This is a genomic window from Isoptericola variabilis 225 (assembly GCF_000215105.1).
GTDB lineage: Bacteria > Actinomycetota > Actinomycetes > Actinomycetales > Cellulomonadaceae > Isoptericola > Isoptericola variabilis_A.
Genome location: NC_015588.1, coordinates 2,511,426 through 2,529,755, shown reverse-complemented (window position 1 = coordinate 2,529,755; position 18,330 = coordinate 2,511,426). Strand labels below are relative to the sequence as shown.

The window sequence follows — 18,330 nt, the reverse complement described above, 5'->3', positions numbered from 1 at the left end:
TCGCGGGGATTCGTCGCCGCCCGACGTCGTCGTCGACGGCTGCCCATGGAACCTAACGCGTGCAGGTCACACCGGCCAAGCGACCGCGCTCGGTAGGCCGAACGCAGGACGGGCGGGTCCGCCGTCGCGAACCCGCCCGTCCTGGAGAGCGTGCGCCTGAAGGGATTCGAACCCCCGACCTTCTGCTCCGGAGGCAGACGCTCTATCCACTGAGCTACAGGCGCGGGCACCGCGGCAGACCGGAGTCGTATGCCGTCGGCACGGTGCACGAGACTACCAGGAACGGGGGGCCGCAGCGCACATCCGGGGTGAACACGGCGCTTGTAGAATCGCCCGGTGACCCCCGACGAGCTCTCGAGAGCACTCAGCGCTGCCCTCGCCGCGGCCGTGGCCGACGGCACCCTCGCCCTGCCCGCCGACGCCGTCCCGGCGTCGGTCCACGTGGAGCGACCGCGGCAGCGCGAGCACGGCGACTGGGCCACCAACGTCGCGCTCCAGCTCGCGAAGAAGGCCGGCACGACGCCGCGCGCGCTCGCCGAGGACCTCGCCGCTCGCCTCGGCGCCACGGCGGGCGTCAAGGCCGTCGAGGTCGCCGGCCCGGGCTTCCTCAACATCACGCTCGACGCCGCCGCCGCGGGCGGGCTCGCCCGCGCGATCGTCGAGGCGGGCGCGGAGTACGGCCGGAACGACTCCGAGGCCGGCAAGAAGGTCAACCTCGAGTTCGTCTCGGCCAACCCGACCGGCCCGATCCACATCGGCGGCGTCCGCTGGGCCGCCGTCGGCGACTCGCTCGCCCGCGTGCTCGAGGCCTCGGGCGCCGACGTGACGCGCGAGTACTACTTCAACGACCACGGCGCGCAGATCGACCGGTTCGCCCGCTCGCTGCTCGCGCGCGCCCGGGGCCAGGAGGCGCCCGAGGACGGCTACGGCGGCGCGTACATCGCCGAGATCGCCGACGCGGTGGTCGCCGACGCGCTCGCGGCCGGCGAGCCCGACCCGCGCACGCTGCCCGACGCCGAGGCGCAGGAGGTCTTCCGCGCGCGCGGCGTCGAGCGCATGTTCGGCGAGATCAAGACGTCCCTGCACGAGTTCGGCGTCGACTTCGACGTCTACTTCCACGAGGACTCGCTGCACGAGTCGGGCGCGGTCGAGCGCGCGATCGCGCGGCTGCGCGAGGCGGGGCACGTCTTCGAGGCCGACGGCGCGATCTGGCTGCGCACGACCGAGTTCGGGGACGACAAGGACCGCGTGGTCATCAAGTCGGACGGCGAGGCCGCCTACATCGCGGGCGACATCGCCTACTACCTCGACAAGCGCGAGCGCGGGTTCGACGAGGTCATCATCATGCTGGGCGCCGACCACCACGGCTACATCGGCCGCATGATGGCCGTGTGCGCCGCGTTCGGCGACGAGCCGCGCAAGAACCTGCAGATCCTGATCGGCCAGATGGTCAACCTCGTCAAGGACGGGCAGCCGGTGCGCATGTCGAAGCGCGCGGGCACGGTCCTGACGATCGACGACCTCGTCGACGCGGTCGGGGTCGACGCCGCCCGCTACTCCCTCGCGCGCTCGTCCGTCGACCAGAACATCGACCTCGACCTCGACCTGCTCGCGAGCCAGAAGAACGAGAACCCCGTCTTCTACGTGCAGTACGCGCACTCGCGCACGTGCGCCGTCGACCGGAACGCGGCCGACCGGGCCGTGCGCCGCGAGGACGGGTTCGACCCGTCGCTGCTCGACCACCCGACCGAGGCCGCGCTCCTGGGCCGCCTCAACGAGTTCCCGCGCGTCGTCGCCCAGGCCGCCGAACTGCGCGAGCCGCACCGCGTGGCGCGCTACCTCGAGGCGCTCGCGGGCGACTACCACACCTGGTACCAGCAGAAGGACCGCCGCGTCCTGCCGTACCCGGACGAGGACGTGACCGACACGCATCGCACCCGCCTGTGGCTCAACGACGCCGTGCGTCAGGTGCTCGCCAACGGCCTGCACCTGCTCGGCGTGAGCGCCCCGGAGCGGATGTGACGGGCGGTACCTCCGCCGTCGGCGTGCCGTGGTCGGCCGGCGTGCGTCGTCGCGACGACGGCGCGGTGGAGGTCGCCGGCGTCGACGTCCGCGACCTCGCGGCCGAGCACGGCACGCCCGCCTACGTGCTCGACGAGGGGGACTTCCGCGCCCGCGCCCGCGCGTACCGGTCGGCGTTCGAGACGGCGTTCGCCGAGGTCGGCACCGGCGTCGACGTCTACTACGCGGGCAAGGCGCTGCTCACCGTGGCGGTCGCGCGCTGGGCGCGCGAGGAGGGCCTGCGCGTCGACACCGCGTCCGGCGGCGAGCTCGCCGTCGCGCTGCGCGCCGGCGTCCCGGGCGAGGCGATCGGGCTGCACGGCAACAACAAGTCCGACGCCGAGATCCTCGCCGCGCTCGACGCCGGCGTGGGCCGCATCATCGTCGACTCGCTGGTCGAGGTCGAGCGCGTGGCCGACCTCGCGGCGTCGCGCGGCGTCGTCGCGCCCGTCATGGTCCGGGTGACCACGGGCGTGCACGCGGGCGGCCACGAGTACATCTCGACCGCCCACGAGGACCAGAAGTTCGGGCTCTCGGTCGCCCCGGGCCCCGAGGGCGGGGACGCGCCGGCGATGCGGGCCCTGCTCGCCGTCGTCGCACGGCCGGAGCTGCACCTGCTCGGCATCCACTCGCACATCGGCTCGCAGATCCTCGACCCCGCCGGGTTCGAGGCGGCCGCCCGCGTCGTGCTGCGCCTGCGGGCCGAGCTCGCCGAGCGCACCGGGGTGCTGGTCGACGAGGTCGACCTCGGCGGCGGCTACGGCATCGCCTACCTGCCGGGCGAGGTGCCGCTCGACCCGGACCGGGTCGCCAAGGACGTCGCCGCCGCGGTCGCGGCTGTCTGCGCCGACCTCGGCACGCGCCTGCCCCGGATCTCGATCGAGCCCGGCCGCGCGATCGTCGGCCCGGCGGGCCTGACGCTGTACACGGTCGGCACGGTCAAGCCGGTCGCGCTCGACGACGGTCGCGTGCGCACGTACGTGTCGGTCGACGGCGGCATGAGCGACAACATCCGGCCGGCTCTCTACGGGGCGCAGTACCACGCGGAGGTCGTGTCGCGGACGTCCGACGCCGCGCCGGTGCTCGCGCGCGTCGTCGGCAAGCACTGCGAGAGCGGCGACATCGTCGTGCACGAGGTCATGCTGCCGGGCGACGTGCGGGCGGGGGACCTGCTCGCCGTCGCGGCGACGGGCGCGTACGGCCGCTCCATGGCGTCGAACTACAACCTGCTCACGCGCCCGCCCGTGGTCGCCGTGGCCGACGGCGCCTCGCGCGTGCTCGTGCGGCGCGAGACCGTCGAGGACCTGCTCGCGCTCGACCAGGGCTGACCCCGGGTGCCGAGGTAGCGCACCCCGCGCCGAGGTAGCGCACGCCGCGCCGAGGTAGCGCACGCCGCGCCGAGGTAGCGCACGCACAAGGCCCCACGCTCGGTGAGCGTGGGGCCTTGCGCCACCTCGGCGCGGGGCGCGCTACCTCGCCGGCGTCAGTCCCGGTCGATCGTGAACACCGGGGAGGTCCAGGTCTCCCAGTGGTCCGGGTTCGAGCGGTCGCCGTTCGCCTTGAGCGCGCGGATCTCGAGGCGGTAGTCACCGTCGCCCGCGGGGCGGGTCACCTGCTTGCCGCTCCCGTTCGCCCGCGTCACCGTGCCGTCCCAGACGAACGCGTGGAACGCGCCCGCCGACCCGTTGCGTGCCAGCGCGCCCAGGTCGGCCGCCATCGCGAACGTCGGGCTCGTCCTCCCCGTGGCCGCGTCGACCACGTAGAGCTCGAAGTCCTCGACCTGGTGCGCCAGGTGCGCGACGACGTACGGGTAGTCGGGCAGGCCGTCGACCCAGCGCAGGGAGAACGACTCGCCGTCGGCCTTCTCGTAGCTGCCCGCCGGGTCGACGCAGTCGAGCCCGATGAACCCGGCGCACTCCGTGAGGCGCGTGAGCCACGGCAGGTCCACCTGGTTCTCGCCCGTGCCGATCGGCGTGATCGCCCGGATGCCCTGGTAGTCGCCGTCGAAGCCGGCGAACGGCACCGACAGCTCGGAGCCGTCGTCACCGGTCAGGACCACGTAGCCGCCGTAGACGAGCTGCAGCGACTGCGGCGCGCCCGGGGCGGTGACGGTCACGTCGACCTGCGCCGAGCCGCCGGCCGGCACGGTCAGCGTGTCGGCCGAGAAGGCGACGTCGGCCGCCGCGAGGTAGAGCCCGGGCGCGAACGTGCTGCCGCCCGTGCTCAGGGCCTCGACGCTCGACAGGTCGTAGGTGACCTCGGCGTCGCCGTCGTTCGTCACGGTCAGCGTGGTCGTCACGGGACCCGTCTCGCTCTCGCCGAGCGAGAGCTTCGCCGGGGTCACGCCCGCCGTGGCGGCGTGCGCGGCCGGGACGTCGACGAGGCCGGCGCCCTGGCCGTGCACCGTCTCGACGTACGACGCGTTGTACATGACCGGGTCGGCCGTGTTCTGCAGCAGGTCGCGCACGGCGGGCGCGGCCAGGTCCGGACGAGCCTCGAGCAGCAGGGCGACGGCCCCGGCGACGTGCGGCGCCGCCATCGACGTGCCCGAGAGCGTCGCGTGACCGCCCTTGGCGAGCGGGTAGGTCGAGTAGATGTTGCCGCCTGGCGCCGCCAGGTCCGGCTTGAGGGTGAGGTCGGGCGCGAGGCCGTACGAGCTGAACGAGCTCTTGCGGCCCGCCGTCGGGCTGGCGACGAGGATCTCCTCGTCCGTCCACGTGAGCGTGACGCTCGCGCCCGCCGCGATCTGCTCGCGCAGGGCGGTACCGTCGGCCTGCGAGATGCCGATGCCCGGGATCCCGCGGTCCACCACGCCGCCGCCGCTGAACATGCCGGGCGTGTTGTTGGCGATCACGACGGCGGTCGCACCGGCCGCGGCGGCCGTCGCGTACTTCTCCTCGAACGCGCAGTCGCCGCGCACCAGGAGCGCCGTCCTGCCGGCCGGGTCCGCGGCGAGCGTGTCGCCGAGCGACGGGCAGCCGCGGCCGACGTACACGAGCTCGTCCGTCTCGCCCGACGTCGGCGGCGGGGCCACGTCGCCGAGCTCGGTGTAGGCGACCTTCGCCCCCGACGGGTTCGCCACGACGGCCTTCGCGCGGGAGTGCGTGTTGTCGACCGAGCCGACGCCGATGACCTTCTCGCCCGTGCCCGGGGCGCCCGTCGAGTACACGCCGGACGCGCCGCTGTTGCCGATCGACGCGACCACGACCATGCCGGCGTCGACCAGCGCGTTGGACGCCGTCGCCGTCGGGTAGGTCGGCCACGTGAACGCCGAGCCGATCGACATGTTCAGCACGTCCATGCCGTCGGCGAGGGCCATCTCCATGGCCGCGATCATGATGTCCGCGTCGGTCGAGCCGTCGCAGCCGAAGACCCGGTACGCGCCGAACGTCACGTCGGGCGCGACGCCGCGGACCTCGCCGTCCGCGCCGACGATGCCGGCGACGTGCGTGCCGTGACCCTGGCAGTCCATGGGGTCGGGGTCGGGCCGCGGGACGCGCTTCGCGGCGTCCGTCGAGCTCGCGTCGTACGCGTCGCCCACGAAGTCGTGGCCGTAGGCCACCCGGTCGGTCGGGAAGGCGCCCGGCCCGCCGAGGTCGGGGTGCTGGTAGTCGATGCCGGTGTCCATCACGGCGACCTTGACGCCGGCGCCGGTGAGGCCCAGCTCGGACTGCGCGACGTCGGCGCCGGTCATGCCGAGGGCGGTCGCCATGTCGGGACCGGAGGCCGTCTGCGGCTCCGGCACCGAGAAGGAGACCATCGGGTAGATCGCCTCGACGCCCCGGGTGGCGCGGAGCTTGCCCAGCTGCGCGCTGCCCATCTCGATCGAGAAGCCGTTGAACAGCGTGTCGAACGAGCGCGTCTCGGTGTACTCGACGCCGGCCGCGCGCGCGGCCTGGCGGAAGGCCGCCTGCTCCCGGGCGATCCGCGCCTTCGCGGTGCCCTGGGCGGACGGCGGGCTGGCCAGCTCGACGAACCAGCGGCCCGTGGTCTCGTTGACCAGGGTCGTGTCGTCGCCTGCGGGCGCGTCGTGGACCGGCGCCAGGTAGGTCGGTCCGTCGGCGTCGTCGGCCATGGCCGCGCCCGGCACGGCGACGGCCGCCGTGACGATGCCGAGCGCGGCGAGAGCCGCGAGGGATGGGTGTCGTCGCACGGTCATGCGCCAACGCTCCTCACTGTCGGGAAGGTGTGGCGCACACCATAGGGGTGAGATGTGACACAGAGTTGCCCCGGGCGCACTCCGCCGCCGGACCGTGACCAGATCGTGACGAGAGCGCGCCGCCCGTCCGCCGGTCCGCGTCGCGTTCGGACGGCCCGGTCACGGGTCGTCCGGCACGGCTATCCTGACCCCCGTCCCGGCACCCCGATCGAAGGTGGACCTGTGCCCGCCCACACCCCGGCGTCCGACCCGTCCCCGGCCTCGGCCACGCGTGCGCTGCGCGTCGCCCTGCTCGGCTGCGGCGTCGTCGGCACGCAGGTCGCCCGGGCTCTGCTCGAGCACGCCGACGACCTCGCCGCGCGCGCGGGCGCGCCGCTCGAACTCGTCGGCGTCGCCGTGCGCGACGTGACCAAGCCGCGCGACGGCGTCGGCACCGTCATCCCGGCCGACCTGCTGACCGAGGACGCCGAGGTGCTCGTCGACGAGGCCGACCTCGTCGTCGAGGTCATGGGCGGCATCGAGCCCGCGCGCACCCTCATCCGGCGCGCGATCGACGGGGGCGCCTCGGTCGTCACCGCCAACAAGGCGCTGCTCGCCGAGCAGGGGCCGTCGCTGTTCGAGGCCGCCGACGCCGCGGGCGTCGACCTGTCGTTCGAGGCCGCCGTCGCGGGCGCGATCCCGATCGTGCGGCCCGTGCGCGAGTCGCTCGCCGGCGACCACGTGCGCCGCGTCCTCGGGATCGTCAACGGCACGACCAACTACGTGCTCGACCAGATGGCCACGCACGGTCTCGAGCTCGCGCAGGCCGTCAAGGAGGCGCAGGAGCTCGGGTACGCCGAGGCCGACCCCACGGCGGACGTCGAGGGCCTCGACGCCGCCGCCAAGGCCGCGATCCTCGCCTCGCTCGCGTTCCACACGCGCGTCTCGATCGGGCAGGTCGCGCGCGAGGGGATCACGTCCGTCACGGCCGACGACGTCGCGTGGGCCGCGCGCACCGGGCACGTGGTCAAGCTGCTCGCGATCGCCGAGCAGACGGACGAGGGCGTCTCGGTGCGCGTGCACCCGGCCCTCGTGCCGCTCGACCACCCGCTCGCCGCCGTGCGCGGCGCGTTCAACGCGGTCTTCGTCGAGGCCGACGGCGCGGGCTCGCTCATGTTCTACGGCCAGGGTGCGGGCGGGCGGCCCACGGCGTCGGCGGTGCTCGGCGACCTGGTCTCGGCCGCGCGCGACAAGCTGGTCGGCGGCAAGGGTCCCCACGAGTCGGCGTACGCGTCGCTGCCCGTGCTGCCCGCGGACGCGGCCGTGACCCGGTACCAGGTGCGCATGGTCGTCGCCGACCGGCCGGGCGTGCTCGCCCAGGTGGCCGGGGTCCTCGCGGACCACGGGGTCTCGATCGACACCGTGCGGCAGACGGCCGGCGAGCCGCCGGCCGACGCGACCGGCACCGGGACCGCGAGCCTGCTGCTGACCACCCACGCGGCGCGCGAGGCGTCGCTCGCCGCGACGGTCGCGGCGCTCGACGGGCTCGAGCCGGTCCGCGAGATCACGTCCGTCCTGCGAGTCGAGGGAGTCTGACCATGCCGGCGAACCAGTGGCGCGGCGTGATCCGCGAGTACGCCGAGCGCCTGCCCGAGCACGTGACGCGCGAGGTGGTGACGCTCGGCGAGGGCGGGACCCCGCTCGTCCCGGCGCCGGCGCTGTCCGAGCGCACGGGCGCCGAGGTGTACGTCAAGGTCGAGGGCATGAACCCGACGGGGTCCTTCAAGGACCGCGGGATGACGACGGCCATCTCGGCGGCCGCGGGCCGCGGGGCGCGCGCGGTCGTGTGCGCCTCGACGGGTAACACCTCCGCGTCCGCCGCCGCCTACGCGGCGCGCGCGGGCATGGTGTGCGCGGTGCTCGTCCCCGACGGCAAGATCGCGATGGGCAAGCTGAGCCAGGCGATCGCCCACGGCGCGCAGCTGCTCCAGGTCGACGGCAACTTCGACGACTGCCTGGTCGCGGCCCGCAAGCTCGCCGAGGTCCACCCCGTCGAGCTGGTGAACTCGGTCAACCCCGACCGGATCGAGGGCCAGAAGACGGCGGCCTTCGAGGTCGTCGACGTCCTCGGCGACGCGCCGGACATCCACGCGCTCCCCGTGGGCAACGCCGGCAACATCACGGCCTACTGGAAGGGCTACCTCGAGTACGCGGGCGTCGCCACGAGCGAGACCGGTCCGGGGGCGGCCCCGACCGCCGTCGCGAGCCGCACCCCGCGCATGTGGGGCTTCCAGGCCGCCGGCGCGGCCCCCATCGTCAAGGGGCACCCCGTCGACCAGCCGGAGACGATCGCGACCGCGATCCGCATCGGCAACCCGGCGTCGTGGCAGCAGGCCGAGGCCGCGCGCGACGACTCCGGCGGCGTCATCGAGGCCGTGACCGACGAGCAGATCCTCGCCGCGCACCGCTTGCTGTCGAGCGAGGTCGGCGTGTTCGTCGAGCCCGCGTCCGCGGCCGGCGTCGCGGGCCTGCTCGACCGCGCCGAGCGCGGCCTCGTGCCCGCGGGCGCGCGCGTCGTCGTCACCGTGACCGGGCACGGGCTCAAGGACCCGGGCTGGGCGCTGCGCACGGCCGACGGCTCCGAGGTCGTCCCGACCCGCGTGAGCGCGGACGTCGTGTCGATCGCCGACGCGCTCGGTCTCGGCTGAGGCCGGCGCGACCGGCCACGGGGCAGGAGGGGACATGCAGCTCGGTGCCGACCACGTGGTCGTCCGGGTGCCCGCCACGAGCGCGAACCTCGGGCCGGGCTTCGACGCGCTGGGCCTCGCGCTCGGCATCCACGACGAGCTCGAGGTGCGGCTCGTCGCGAGCGACGAGGTGGTCGTCGACGTCGTCGGCGAGGGTGCGGGCGAGGTGCCGACGGGGGAGGACCACCTCGTGGTGCGCGCCCTGCGGCACACGCTCGAGCTCGCGGGTGCGCCCCTGACGGGCCTGCACCTGCGGTGCGCCAACCGGATCCCGCACGGGCGCGGGCTCGGCTCGTCGGCCGCCGCCGTCGTGTCGGGCGTCGTCGCGGCGCGGGCGCTGCTCGCCGACCCCCACGCGCTCGACGCGACGGCGGTGCTGCGGATCGCCACCGAGTTCGAGGGGCACCCGGACAACGCCGCACCGGCGATCCGCGGCGGCGCGACCGTCGCGTGGCAGTCGGCCGACGGTCCCCGGGCGGTGGACCTCGAGCTCGACGCCCGCATCGAGGCGACCGTGCTCGTCCCCGAGGCGCGCCTCGCGACGAGCCGCGCGCGCGGCGTCCTGCCCGCGCAGGTGCCGCACGCCGACGCCGCGTTCACCGCCGGACGCGCCGCGCTGCTCGTCGAGGCGCTCGCGCGCCGGCCCGAGCTCCTGCTCGACGCGACCGAGGACCGCCTGCACCAGGACTACCGCGCCGGCGTCATGGCGGCGTCGGCCGAGCTGCTGCGCGCGCTGCGCGCCGAGGGCGTCGCCGCGACCGTGTCGGGCGCCGGTCCCACGGTGCTCGCGCTGACGACGGCGGAGCAGACGCCCGTCCTCGACGCCCTTCTCGCCGAGCTCGTCGACGACGTCGCCGGCTGGCGTGCGCTCCGCCCCGGCATCGACGCCGAGGGCGCGCGGGCCCGGCGCGTGCTCGAGGGCCCCGGCGCGACCCGCGACACGCCCGGTCGCGGGCGTGCGACCCCTGCCGGAGGCGCGACGTGGGGTGGTACGATGCAGTGAGCCTTCGGGATCGACCACGACGGCGCCACCCCCACCTGCCCCGCACGGAAGTTCGTGCGTACCCGCAGTCCGAGGTGCCGCGCGCCGGGCTCGACGCGGCGCACCCGCCGCGACCGTCCTGCAAGAAGGCGGACACGAGCCCCCGTCAGCCGACGTCGTCGTAGCCAATGGCGCGAGGTTCACGCGTCCCGGTGCTCCCTGCGCCGGACGACAGCCACCCCGGCCCGCTCCACAGACAACGGGCCGCATACGAGGGGGAAGGGTCCTTCGTGACGAACACCACCGACAGCCGGAACGGCACCGCCGTGTCCGGGAACCTGAGCTCGATGCGTCTCGCCGAGCTCCAGGCGCTCGCCGCCCAGATGGGCATCAAGGGCACCTCGAAGATGCGCAAGAGCGACCTGCAGGCCGCGATCCGCGCCGGGCGCGGGGAGCAGGACGCAGCGTCGCGACCTGCCGCCGCCCGCCAGGCGCCTGCGCCGGCCGCCGCGGGGGAGCCGCTCGTGAGCGCGAGCACGCCCGTCGCCGCGGCGTCGACCGCCGCGCCGGCCGTGCGCACCGACGCCCCCGCCGAGGGCCAGCCGGCGCAGCGCCGCCCGCGCCGCGCGACCCGGGGCGCGGGCTCGGCCGAGGCCGGCGAGGCCCGCACCGAGACGCTCGACGTCGCGGTCGCGGCCCGCGGCGGGCGCGACCAGGACTCCGACGGCGCCCCGGCGTCCGACGCGGACCGCGAGGCGCGCCTCGCGCAGCTCGCCGAGGCCGTCGCCGCCCCGCGCGAGCGCGGCCAGCGCCGCGACGAGCAGCGCGGCGACCGGCGCGAGAACCCGGCCGAGCGCCGCCAGGACGGTCAGAACGGCGGCCAGAACGGCGGCCAGGCCGAGCAGCAGCGTCGCCTCGACGGCGACCAGCAGCGCCGGCAGGACGACGAGCGCGGCTCGCGCCGTCGTCGTGGCCGTGACCGCGGCCGCGACCGCAAGCGCAACCGCAGCCGCGGCGGCGCGCCCGACGTCACGGGCCTCGACGAGATCGTCGACGTGCGCGAGGACGACGTCCTGCTGCCCGTCGCCGGCATCCTCGACATCCTCGACAACTACGCGTTCGTGCGCACGAGCGGCTACCTGCCCGGGTCGAACGACGTCTACGTCTCGCTCAACCAGGTCAAGAAGGCGGGTCTGCGCCGCGGCGACGCGATCGTCGGCGCGATCCGCCAGCCGCGGGAGGGCGAGGAGCCGCAGCAGCAGGGCGGCGGCAAGAACCCGCGCGGCAAGTTCAACGCGCTCGTGCGCCTCGACTCGGTCAACGGCATGTCGCCCGAGGAGGCGCGCCAGCGGCCGGAGTTCACCAAGCTCACGCCGCTGTACCCGCAGGAGCGCCTGCGCCTGGAGAACCCCGAGGCGACGCGCCTGACCCCGCGCGTGATCGACATCGTCGCGCCGATCGGCAAGGGCCAGCGCGGCCTCATCGTCGCGCCGCCCAAGGCCGGCAAGACGATCATCATGCAGCAGATCGCCAACGCCATCACGGCCAACAACCCCGAGGTCCACCTCATGGTCGTGCTGGTCGACGAGCGTCCCGAGGAGGTCACCGACTTCGAGCGCTCCGTCAAGGGCGAGGTCATCGCCTCGACCTTCGACCGCCACGCGTCGGACCACACGCTCGTGGCGGAGCTCGCGATCGAGCGTGCCAAGCGTCTCGTCGAGCTGGGCCAGGACGTCGTCGTGCTGCTCGACGGCATCACCCGCCTGTCGCGCGCCTACAACCTGGCTGCGCCGGCGTCGGGGCGCATCCTGTCCGGTGGTGTCGACGCCGCGGCGCTCTACCCGCCGAAGAAGTTCTTCGGCGCGGCCCGCAACATCGAGGGCGGCGGCTCGCTGACCATCCTCGCCACCGCGCTCGTCGAGACCGGCTCGAAGATGGACGAGGTGATCTTCGAGGAGTTCAAGGGCACGGGCAACATGGAGCTGCGCCTGTCCCGCTCGCTCGCGGAGAAGCGCATCTTCCCGGCGATCGACGTCAACGGCTCGAGCACGCGGCGCGAGGAGATCCTCATGTCGAAGGACGAGCTCGGGATCGTCTACAAGCTGCGTCGCGTCATGGGCGCGCTCGACACGCAGCAGGCGGCGGAGCTGCTCATCGGCAAGCTCAAGGAGACCAAGACCAACGTCGAGTTCCTCCTGCAGGTGCAGAAGACGACGCCGGCCGGTCTCACCGACGACCGCCGCCCGGGCGAGACGGTCTGACGTGTCAGAAGCCTGGTGGGCCTGGTCCCACCAGGCTTCTGACACGGGAATTTCTGGGGCGCGCTCGCGTTCTGGCACAATGGTTCGTCGGCCTGCCGGTTCACGGCCCGCTGTCCTGCGGGGCGACCCGGCGGCATCACACCAAGGAGCATCATGAAGTCCGGTATCCACCCCGAGTACGTCGTCACCGAGGTCACCTGCACCTGCGGCAACACCTTCGTGACGCGCAGCACCCAGACGTCCGGCAAGATCAACGCCGACGTGTGCAGCGCCTGCCACCCGTTCTACACGGGCAAGCAGAAGATCCTCGACACCGGTGGCCGCGTGGCCCGGTTCCAGGCCCGCTACGCCAAGAAGCCCGGCAACAAGTAGCGTCCACGCAGCGCCGGTGGTCCGCCGACAACCTCTCCAGGGGCAGTCGGACGTCGGACCACCGGCGCTGTTGCTGTGTCCAGGGCGTGCACGCGCTACGTCGCGCGAGAACGCGCTACCTCGCGCAGGGACGCGCTACCTCGCCGGAACCGGAGACCCGATGACCGACTCGTTCGCCGCCGCGGCACCGCTGCTCGCCGAGCACGCCGAGATCGAGCGCGCGCTCGCCGACCCGGGCGTCCACGCCGACGCGGCCCGCGCCCGCACGCTCGGGCGTCGCTACGCCGAGCTCAACCGCGTCGTGCGCGCGTACCGGGCGTGGGAGTCGGCGCGCGACGACGCCGCGGCCGCGGCCGAGCTGGCCGCCGAGGACGAGTCCTTCGCCGCCGAGCTCCCGTCGCTGCGCGCCGCGGAGAAGGAGGCGGCGGAGCACCTGCGCCAGGTGCTGATCCCCCGCGACCCGGACGACGGCCGCGACGTCATCCTCGAGATCAAGGCGGGCGAGGGCGGCGAGGAGTCGGCCCTGTTCGCCGGCGACCTGCTCCGCATGTACCTGCGCTACGCGGAGCGCCGCGGTTGGAGCACCCAGGTGCTGGACGCGACGCAGACCGAGCTCGGCGGCTACAAGGACGTCCAGGTCGCGATCAAGGCGCGCTCGCTCGAGGACCCGGCCGACGGCGTGTGGGCCAGCCTCAAGTACGAGGGCGGCGTCCACCGCGTGCAGCGCGTGCCGGTGACCGAGTCGCAGGGCCGCATCCACACGTCGGCCGCCGGCGTGCTCGTCTTCCCCGAGGTCGACGACCCGGGCGAGGTCGAGATCGACCCGAACGACCTGCGCATCGACGTGTTCCGCTCGTCGGGCCCCGGCGGGCAGTCGGTCAACACGACGGACTCGGCGGTGCGCATCACGCACCTGCCCACGGGCATCGTCGTGTCGATGCAGAACGAGAAGTCGCAGCTGCAGAACCGCGAGCAGGCCATGCGCGTCCTGCGCGCCCGGCTGCTCGCGGCGCAGCAGGAGGCCGCGGCCGCCGAGGCCGCGGACCTGCGCCGCTCACAGGTCCGCACGGTCGACCGCTCCGAGCGCATCCGGACCTACAACTTCCCCGAGAACCGCATCGCCGACCACCGCACCGGCTACAAGGCCTACAACCTCGACCAGGTGCTCGGCGGCGACCTCGACGCCGTCGTGCGGTCGGCGATCGAGGCTGACGAGGCGGCCCGCCTCGCGGCCGCGGCCGATGCCTGACGACCTGCGGCCCTCCGCGCTCCTGCGCCGCGCGGCCGAGCGGCTCGCCGCTGCGGGCGTGCCCAGCCCGCGCGTCGACGCGGAGGTCCTCCTCGCGCACGCGCTCGGCGTCGAGCGCGCCGAGCTGCGCCGGCTCGCGATCCTCGACTCCCCGTTGCCCGACGACGGCACCGCGGCGGCGTTCGCGGCGCTCGTGGCGCGCCGCGCCACGCGGGAGCCGGTGCAGCACCTCACGGGGACCGCGCCGTTCCGCCACCTCGAGCTGGCCGTCGGGCCGGGCGTCTTCGTGCCGCGCCCCGAGACCGAGGAGGTCGCCCAGGTGGCGGTCGACGAGGCCGCCCGGGTGGTCGCGGAGCGGGGGAGCGCCGTCGTCGTCGACCTGTGCACCGGAACCGGTGCGATCGCGCTCGCGGTCGCGACCGAGGTGCCCGGTGCGCGCGTCCACGCCGTCGAGCTCGACGCCGCCGCGCACGCCTGGGCGCGGCGCAACGTCGACGCCGTCTCGCGGGCGTCGGGGGCGCGGGAGCCGCTCGTGACGCTCGTCCGCGGGGACGCGCGCACCGCGCTGCACGACCTCGACGGCACGGTCGACGTCGTCGTGTCCAACCCGCCCTACGTCCCGCCGGACGCCGTCCCGCGCGACCCCGAGGTCGCCGTGCACGACCCGGGCGTCGCGCTCTACGGCCTCGGGCCCGACGGCCTCGAGGTCCCGCGCGGCGTGACCGCCGCCGCGGCCCGGCTCCTGCGGCCCGGCGGCCTCTACGCCATGGAGCACGCCGAGGTCCAGGACGCGCCCGCGCGGGCGATGGTCGACGCGACGCCCGACCCCGCCGTCGGACCCGGCTCCCGCGCGTTCGAGGCCGCGGCGACCCTGCCCGACCTCACCGGCAGGCCGCGCATGGTCGTCGCGCGCCGCGCGGTCCACAGCACGACCTGAGCGCCTTGCGAGACGTGCCAGACTTGACCCCCGTGAGCAGCGTGCACGACGTCACCGACCCGAACTCGTGGGGACCCGCGATCGACGAGGCCGTCAACACCATCTCCCGTGGGGGCCTCGTCGTCCTGCCCACGGACACGGTCTACGGCATCGCCGCCGACGCGTTCGACGCGGCCGCCGTCGCGGCCCTCCTCGCGGCCAAGGGCCGCGGCCGCCAGATGCCGCCGCCCGTCCTCGTCCCCGACGCGCGGACCCTCGACGGGCTCGCGACCGACGTCCCCGACGACGCCCGCCGGCTCGTCGAGGCGTTCTGGCCCGGCGGCTTCACGATCATCCTGCGCTCGCAGCCGTCCCTGCAGTGGGACCTCGGCGAGACGCACGGCACGGTCGCGCTGCGCATGCCCGACCACGAGGCCGCGCTGGCCCTCCTGCGCCGGACGGGGCCGCTCGCGGTCTCGAGCGCGAACAAGAGCGGCCAGGCGGCCGCGCTCGAGGCCGGCGAGGCGCGCGTGCAGCTGGGCGACGCCGTCGCGTGCTACCTCGACGGCGGCCCGGTGACCGGGGGAGTGGCCTCGACGATCGTCGACGCGACGGGCGAGCACCTGCGCGTCGTGCGCCAGGGCGCCGTCTCGCTCGAGGCGCTGCGCGAGGTCGCGCCCGTGCTCGGCGTCGGCGAGCAGCCCCCGCAGGAGGACGCCGGCGCGACGGCCGGCACCACGTCCGACGAGGAGACCGGGGCCGCCGGGTGAGGACGTACGTCCTGCTGATGCTCGTCGCCGCGGCGGTGACCTACCTGGCCACCCCGGGCGCGCGCTGGCTCGCGGTGCGCACCAACGCGATCTCCGCGGTCCGCTCGCGCGACGTGCACCTGCAGCCGACGCCGCGGCTCGGCGGCCTGGCGATGCTGCTCGGGATGGTCGTGGCCGTGCTGCTCGCGTCCCAGCTCGAGTTCCTCGACGACGTGTTCCTCGACCGCCAGGTCTGGGGCATCGTCGGCGGGGCGGCCATCGTGTGCCTGCTCGGGTGGCTCGACGACGTGTGGGACCTCGACTGGATGACCAAGCTCGCGGGCCAGGTGCTCGCGGCCGGGTTCATGGCGGTGCAGCAGGTGCAGCTCACCTCGTTGCCCACGCCCGAGGGCCTCTACATCAACTCCGCCCGGCTCTCGCTGGCGGCGACGATCCTCGTGGTCGTGGTCGCGATGAACGCGGTCAACTTCGTCGACGGGCTCGACGGCCTCGCCGCGGGCATGATCGCCATCGGCGGCGCGGCGTTCTTCCTGTACACCTACGGCCTGACGCAGCAGGCGAGCCCCGACGACTTCTCGAGCCTCGCGGCGCTCATGGCGGCCGTGCTCGTCGGCGCGTGCCTCGGCTTCCTGCCGCACAACTTCTTCCCGTCGCACATCTTCATGGGCGACTCCGGATCGATGGTGCTCGGTCTGGTCTTCGCCGGCGCGGCGATCTCCGTGACCGGCAAGATCGACCCGACGGTGAGCGACGCGGCCCTGTCCGGTGCGCAGCGTGCCCCGCTGTTCCTCCCGCTGCTGCTGCCGCTCGCCGTCGTGCTGCTGCCCCTGCTCGACATGGCCATGGCGGTCGTGCGCCGCGTCGCCGCCGGCAAGTCCCCGTTCCACGCCGACCGCATGCACCTGCACCACCGCATGCTCGCGCTCGGCCACTCGCACCGCCGCGCGGTGCTCATCCTCTACGTGTGGACCGCGGTGTTCGCGTTCGGCGCCGCCGCGCTCGTGCGATGGCGGTGGCAGGTCGTGCTCGCGTGGCTCGTCGTCGCGGTCGTGGTCGCGCTGCTCCTCACGCTCGGCCCGCTGCGCACGCGCGGCCGGTTCCTCGACGACGACGTCGCGTCGGGCGCACTGCCCGCCGTGGGCCCTCCCGCCGGGCAGGGCGCCGCCGAGACTGCCGGCCCGCTCCTGCCGGCGGACGAACCTCCCGCCCTGCCCCCGCACCACGCACCCGCCCGACCGACCCGAGAAGGACGCGCGTCATGACCACGCCCACCCCGTCACCCGAGCCCGCCCGCGACGCCGAGCGCACGAGCGCCGAGCGCGCCGTCCTGCGCCGGGCGCTGCGCGACACCCTGCTGCTCGTCGGCGGCCTGCTCGTGCTGGGCGTCGTCGTCGGCGCGCTGCTGTCCGGGACCGCGGGCGTCTGGGGTGCCCTGATCGGGGCGGCGCTCGCCGCGTTCTTCTGCGCCACGACGATCTGGTCGATGATGCGCTCGGTCGGCTCGAGCCCCGCGGCGATGGCGGGCCTCGTCATGGGCACGTGGATCGCCAAGGTCGTCGTGCTCGTCGTCGTGCTCGCCGTCCTGCGCGGCGCCGACTTCTACGACCGGTACGTGCTCTTCGTCGTGCTCGCGCTGGGCGCCGTCGGCTCCGCGCTGCTCGACTACCGGGCCGTCAAGGGCGGCCGCGTGCCGTACGTCCAGCCCTGAGCCGCCGCGCCTCGCTCCGGCACCGCCGGGACGGCGGGCGACAAGTGCCCTCGTTCACAAGCCGCGAGATTCCGGCCACGAACGGCCCGCCCCGGTGTCGGACCACTGCCGATCATCGGGTAGGCTACTCGCGAAATCCATGACGGCCCAGGTCCGACGGCGTGCCCGCGTGCGCGTGGTCGCACGCTCGGACCTATCGACCTCCGGGAGTCCTCCTGTTCACGTCAGCGACCCCCAGCCTGCTCGCCGCCTCCGAGGGTGAGGGCGGTTTCCACGCGCCGTCCATCACGGACTTCTTCCCGCCGGCGATCCTCTTCGAGGGGACCCCGTTCCAGATCGACCGCATCTGGATCATCCGCGTCATCGCGACGGCGGTGCTCCTGACCGTCTTCGTCGTGGCCGCCCGCCGCGCGAAGCTCGTACCGGGCCGCTTCCAGAACGTCGTCGAGATGATCCTGGACTTCGTCCGGGTCCAGGTCGCCGAGCAGATCCTCGGCAAGGAGCACGCCAAGCGCTTCCTGCCCATGCTCACGACGATCTTCCTGACGATCCTCGCGTTCAACCTCACGGGTCTCGTCCCGGGCCTCAACCTCGCCGGCACGTCGCGCATCGGCCTGCCGCTCGTCCTCGCCCTGTGGGTCTTCGCGACCTACTGGTGGGTCGGCATCCGGCAGCACGGCCTCGGGAACTACCTCAAGAACAACCTGTTCCCGCCGGGGATCCCGAAGTTCGTCTACGTCATCGTGATGCCGATCGAGCTGCTCCAGCTCCTGATCATCCGCCCGGGCTCGCTCGCCCTGCGACTCGCGGCCAACATGATCGCCGGCCACATCATGCTGGTCCTGGCCTTCGCGGCGACGCACTACTTCGTGTTCGAGGCGGCCCCCGCGATGAAGGCGTTCGCCGCCCTGTCGCTCGTCGGCGGCTTCGCCTTCACGGCGTTCGAGCTGCTGGTCGCCGGCCTGCAGGCGTACATCTTCGCCCTGCTCGCCGCGGTCTACATCAACCTGTCGCTGGAGGAGGAGCACTGACCCTCGGGTCAGCCTCCGACGGCCGCCCACCACCCACCACAAGCGCAAGTCAGCGACGCCGGTCCACCAGCGGCCCGGCGCCCAACGGAAGGAAA

The 18,330-nt window shown here is 74.3% G+C and carries 14 protein-coding genes and 1 tRNA gene; 13 read left to right on the top strand and 2 right to left on the bottom strand.

What is annotated here, in order from left to right:
• Positions 1 to 151: 151 nt before the first annotated feature.
• Positions 152 to 224: transfer RNA gene (locus ISOVA_RS11670), tRNA-Arg, on the bottom strand.
• Positions 225 to 336: 112 nt separating this feature from the next.
• Between ISOVA_RS11670 and argS the strand changes: the two genes are divergently transcribed.
• Both argS and lysA read left to right on the top strand, forming a co-directional pair.
• Complete coding sequence (gene argS / locus ISOVA_RS11665) at positions 337 to 2,022, top strand: arginine--tRNA ligase (protein ID WP_013839429.1); 1,686 nt, start codon at positions 337 to 339, stop codon at positions 2,020 to 2,022.
• Positions 2,019 to 3,389 (top strand): diaminopimelate decarboxylase, encoded by a 1,371-nt coding sequence (gene lysA / locus ISOVA_RS11660; protein ID WP_013839428.1) that lies wholly within the window; start codon positions 2,019 to 2,021, stop codon positions 3,387 to 3,389. The genes argS and lysA overlap by 4 nt, the downstream gene beginning before the upstream one ends.
• A 155-nt stretch (positions 3,390 to 3,544) precedes the next feature.
• On the opposite strand, the gene ISOVA_RS17515 is transcribed toward lysA, so the two are convergent.
• Positions 3,545 to 6,220, bottom strand: coding sequence for a S8 family serine peptidase (locus tag ISOVA_RS17515; RefSeq protein WP_013839427.1), 2,676 nt, complete (start codon positions 6,218 to 6,220; stop codon positions 3,545 to 3,547).
• Positions 6,221 to 6,442: 222 nt separating this feature from the next.
• On the opposite strand from ISOVA_RS17515, the gene ISOVA_RS11650 reads away from it, so the two are divergent.
• The 11 genes from ISOVA_RS11650 to atpB all read left to right on the top strand — a co-directional run bounded on the left by ISOVA_RS11650 (position 6,443) and on the right by atpB (position 18,235).
• Entirely contained in the window at positions 6,443 to 7,795 is a 1,353-nt protein-coding gene (locus ISOVA_RS11650) for a homoserine dehydrogenase (RefSeq protein ID WP_013839426.1), read from the top strand.
• A 2-nt stretch (positions 7,796 to 7,797) separates the two neighbouring features.
• Entirely contained in the window at positions 7,798 to 8,907 is a 1,110-nt protein-coding gene (thrC, locus tag ISOVA_RS11645; RefSeq protein ID WP_013839425.1) for a threonine synthase, read from the top strand.
• A gap of 34 nt (positions 8,908 to 8,941) precedes the next feature.
• Positions 8,942 to 9,949, top strand: a complete 1,008-nt coding sequence (gene thrB / locus ISOVA_RS11640; RefSeq protein ID WP_013839424.1) for a homoserine kinase — start codon at positions 8,942 to 8,944, stop codon at positions 9,947 to 9,949.
• Between the two features lie 269 nt (positions 9,950 to 10,218).
• Positions 10,219 to 12,189: a transcription termination factor Rho gene (rho, locus tag ISOVA_RS11635; protein WP_013839423.1), complete on the top strand. Its 1,971-nt coding sequence runs from the start codon at positions 10,219 to 10,221 to the stop codon at positions 12,187 to 12,189.
• 153 nt (positions 12,190 to 12,342) lie between these two features.
• The gene (rpmE, locus tag ISOVA_RS11630; protein WP_013839422.1) at positions 12,343 to 12,561 is read left to right on the top strand and encodes a 50S ribosomal protein L31; all 219 of its coding nucleotides are present in this window, start codon (positions 12,343 to 12,345) and stop codon (positions 12,559 to 12,561) included.
• Between the two features lie 160 nt (positions 12,562 to 12,721).
• The gene (gene prfA, locus ISOVA_RS11625) at positions 12,722 to 13,810 is read left to right on the top strand and encodes a peptide chain release factor 1 (RefSeq protein ID WP_013839421.1); all 1,089 of its coding nucleotides are present in this window, start codon (positions 12,722 to 12,724) and stop codon (positions 13,808 to 13,810) included.
• Positions 13,803 to 14,747 carry a peptide chain release factor N(5)-glutamine methyltransferase gene (prmC, locus tag ISOVA_RS11620; protein WP_013839420.1) on the top strand — a complete coding sequence of 315 codons (945 nt, stop codon included), beginning with the start codon at positions 13,803 to 13,805 and terminating at the stop codon, positions 14,745 to 14,747. Before prfA ends, prmC begins: the two co-directional genes overlap by 8 nt.
• A gap of 41 nt (positions 14,748 to 14,788) precedes the next feature.
• On the top strand, positions 14,789 to 15,496 hold the full coding sequence (locus ISOVA_RS11615) for an L-threonylcarbamoyladenylate synthase (RefSeq protein WP_013839419.1): 708 nt from the start codon (positions 14,789 to 14,791) through the stop codon (positions 15,494 to 15,496).
• Complete coding sequence (locus ISOVA_RS11610) at positions 15,493 to 16,758, top strand: glycosyltransferase family 4 protein (protein WP_013839418.1); 1,266 nt, start codon at positions 15,493 to 15,495, stop codon at positions 16,756 to 16,758. The genes ISOVA_RS11615 and ISOVA_RS11610 overlap by 4 nt, the downstream gene beginning before the upstream one ends.
• The gene (locus tag ISOVA_RS16810; protein WP_013839417.1) at positions 16,755 to 17,204 is read left to right on the top strand and encodes a Cg1360 family ATP-synthase-associated protein; all 450 of its coding nucleotides are present in this window, start codon (positions 16,755 to 16,757) and stop codon (positions 17,202 to 17,204) included. Before ISOVA_RS11610 ends, ISOVA_RS16810 begins: the two co-directional genes overlap by 4 nt.
• Before the next feature lie 161 nt (positions 17,205 to 17,365).
• Complete coding sequence (gene atpB, locus ISOVA_RS11600) at positions 17,366 to 18,235, top strand: F0F1 ATP synthase subunit A (protein WP_013839416.1); 870 nt, start codon at positions 17,366 to 17,368, stop codon at positions 18,233 to 18,235.
• Positions 18,236 to 18,330 lie beyond the last annotated feature (95 nt).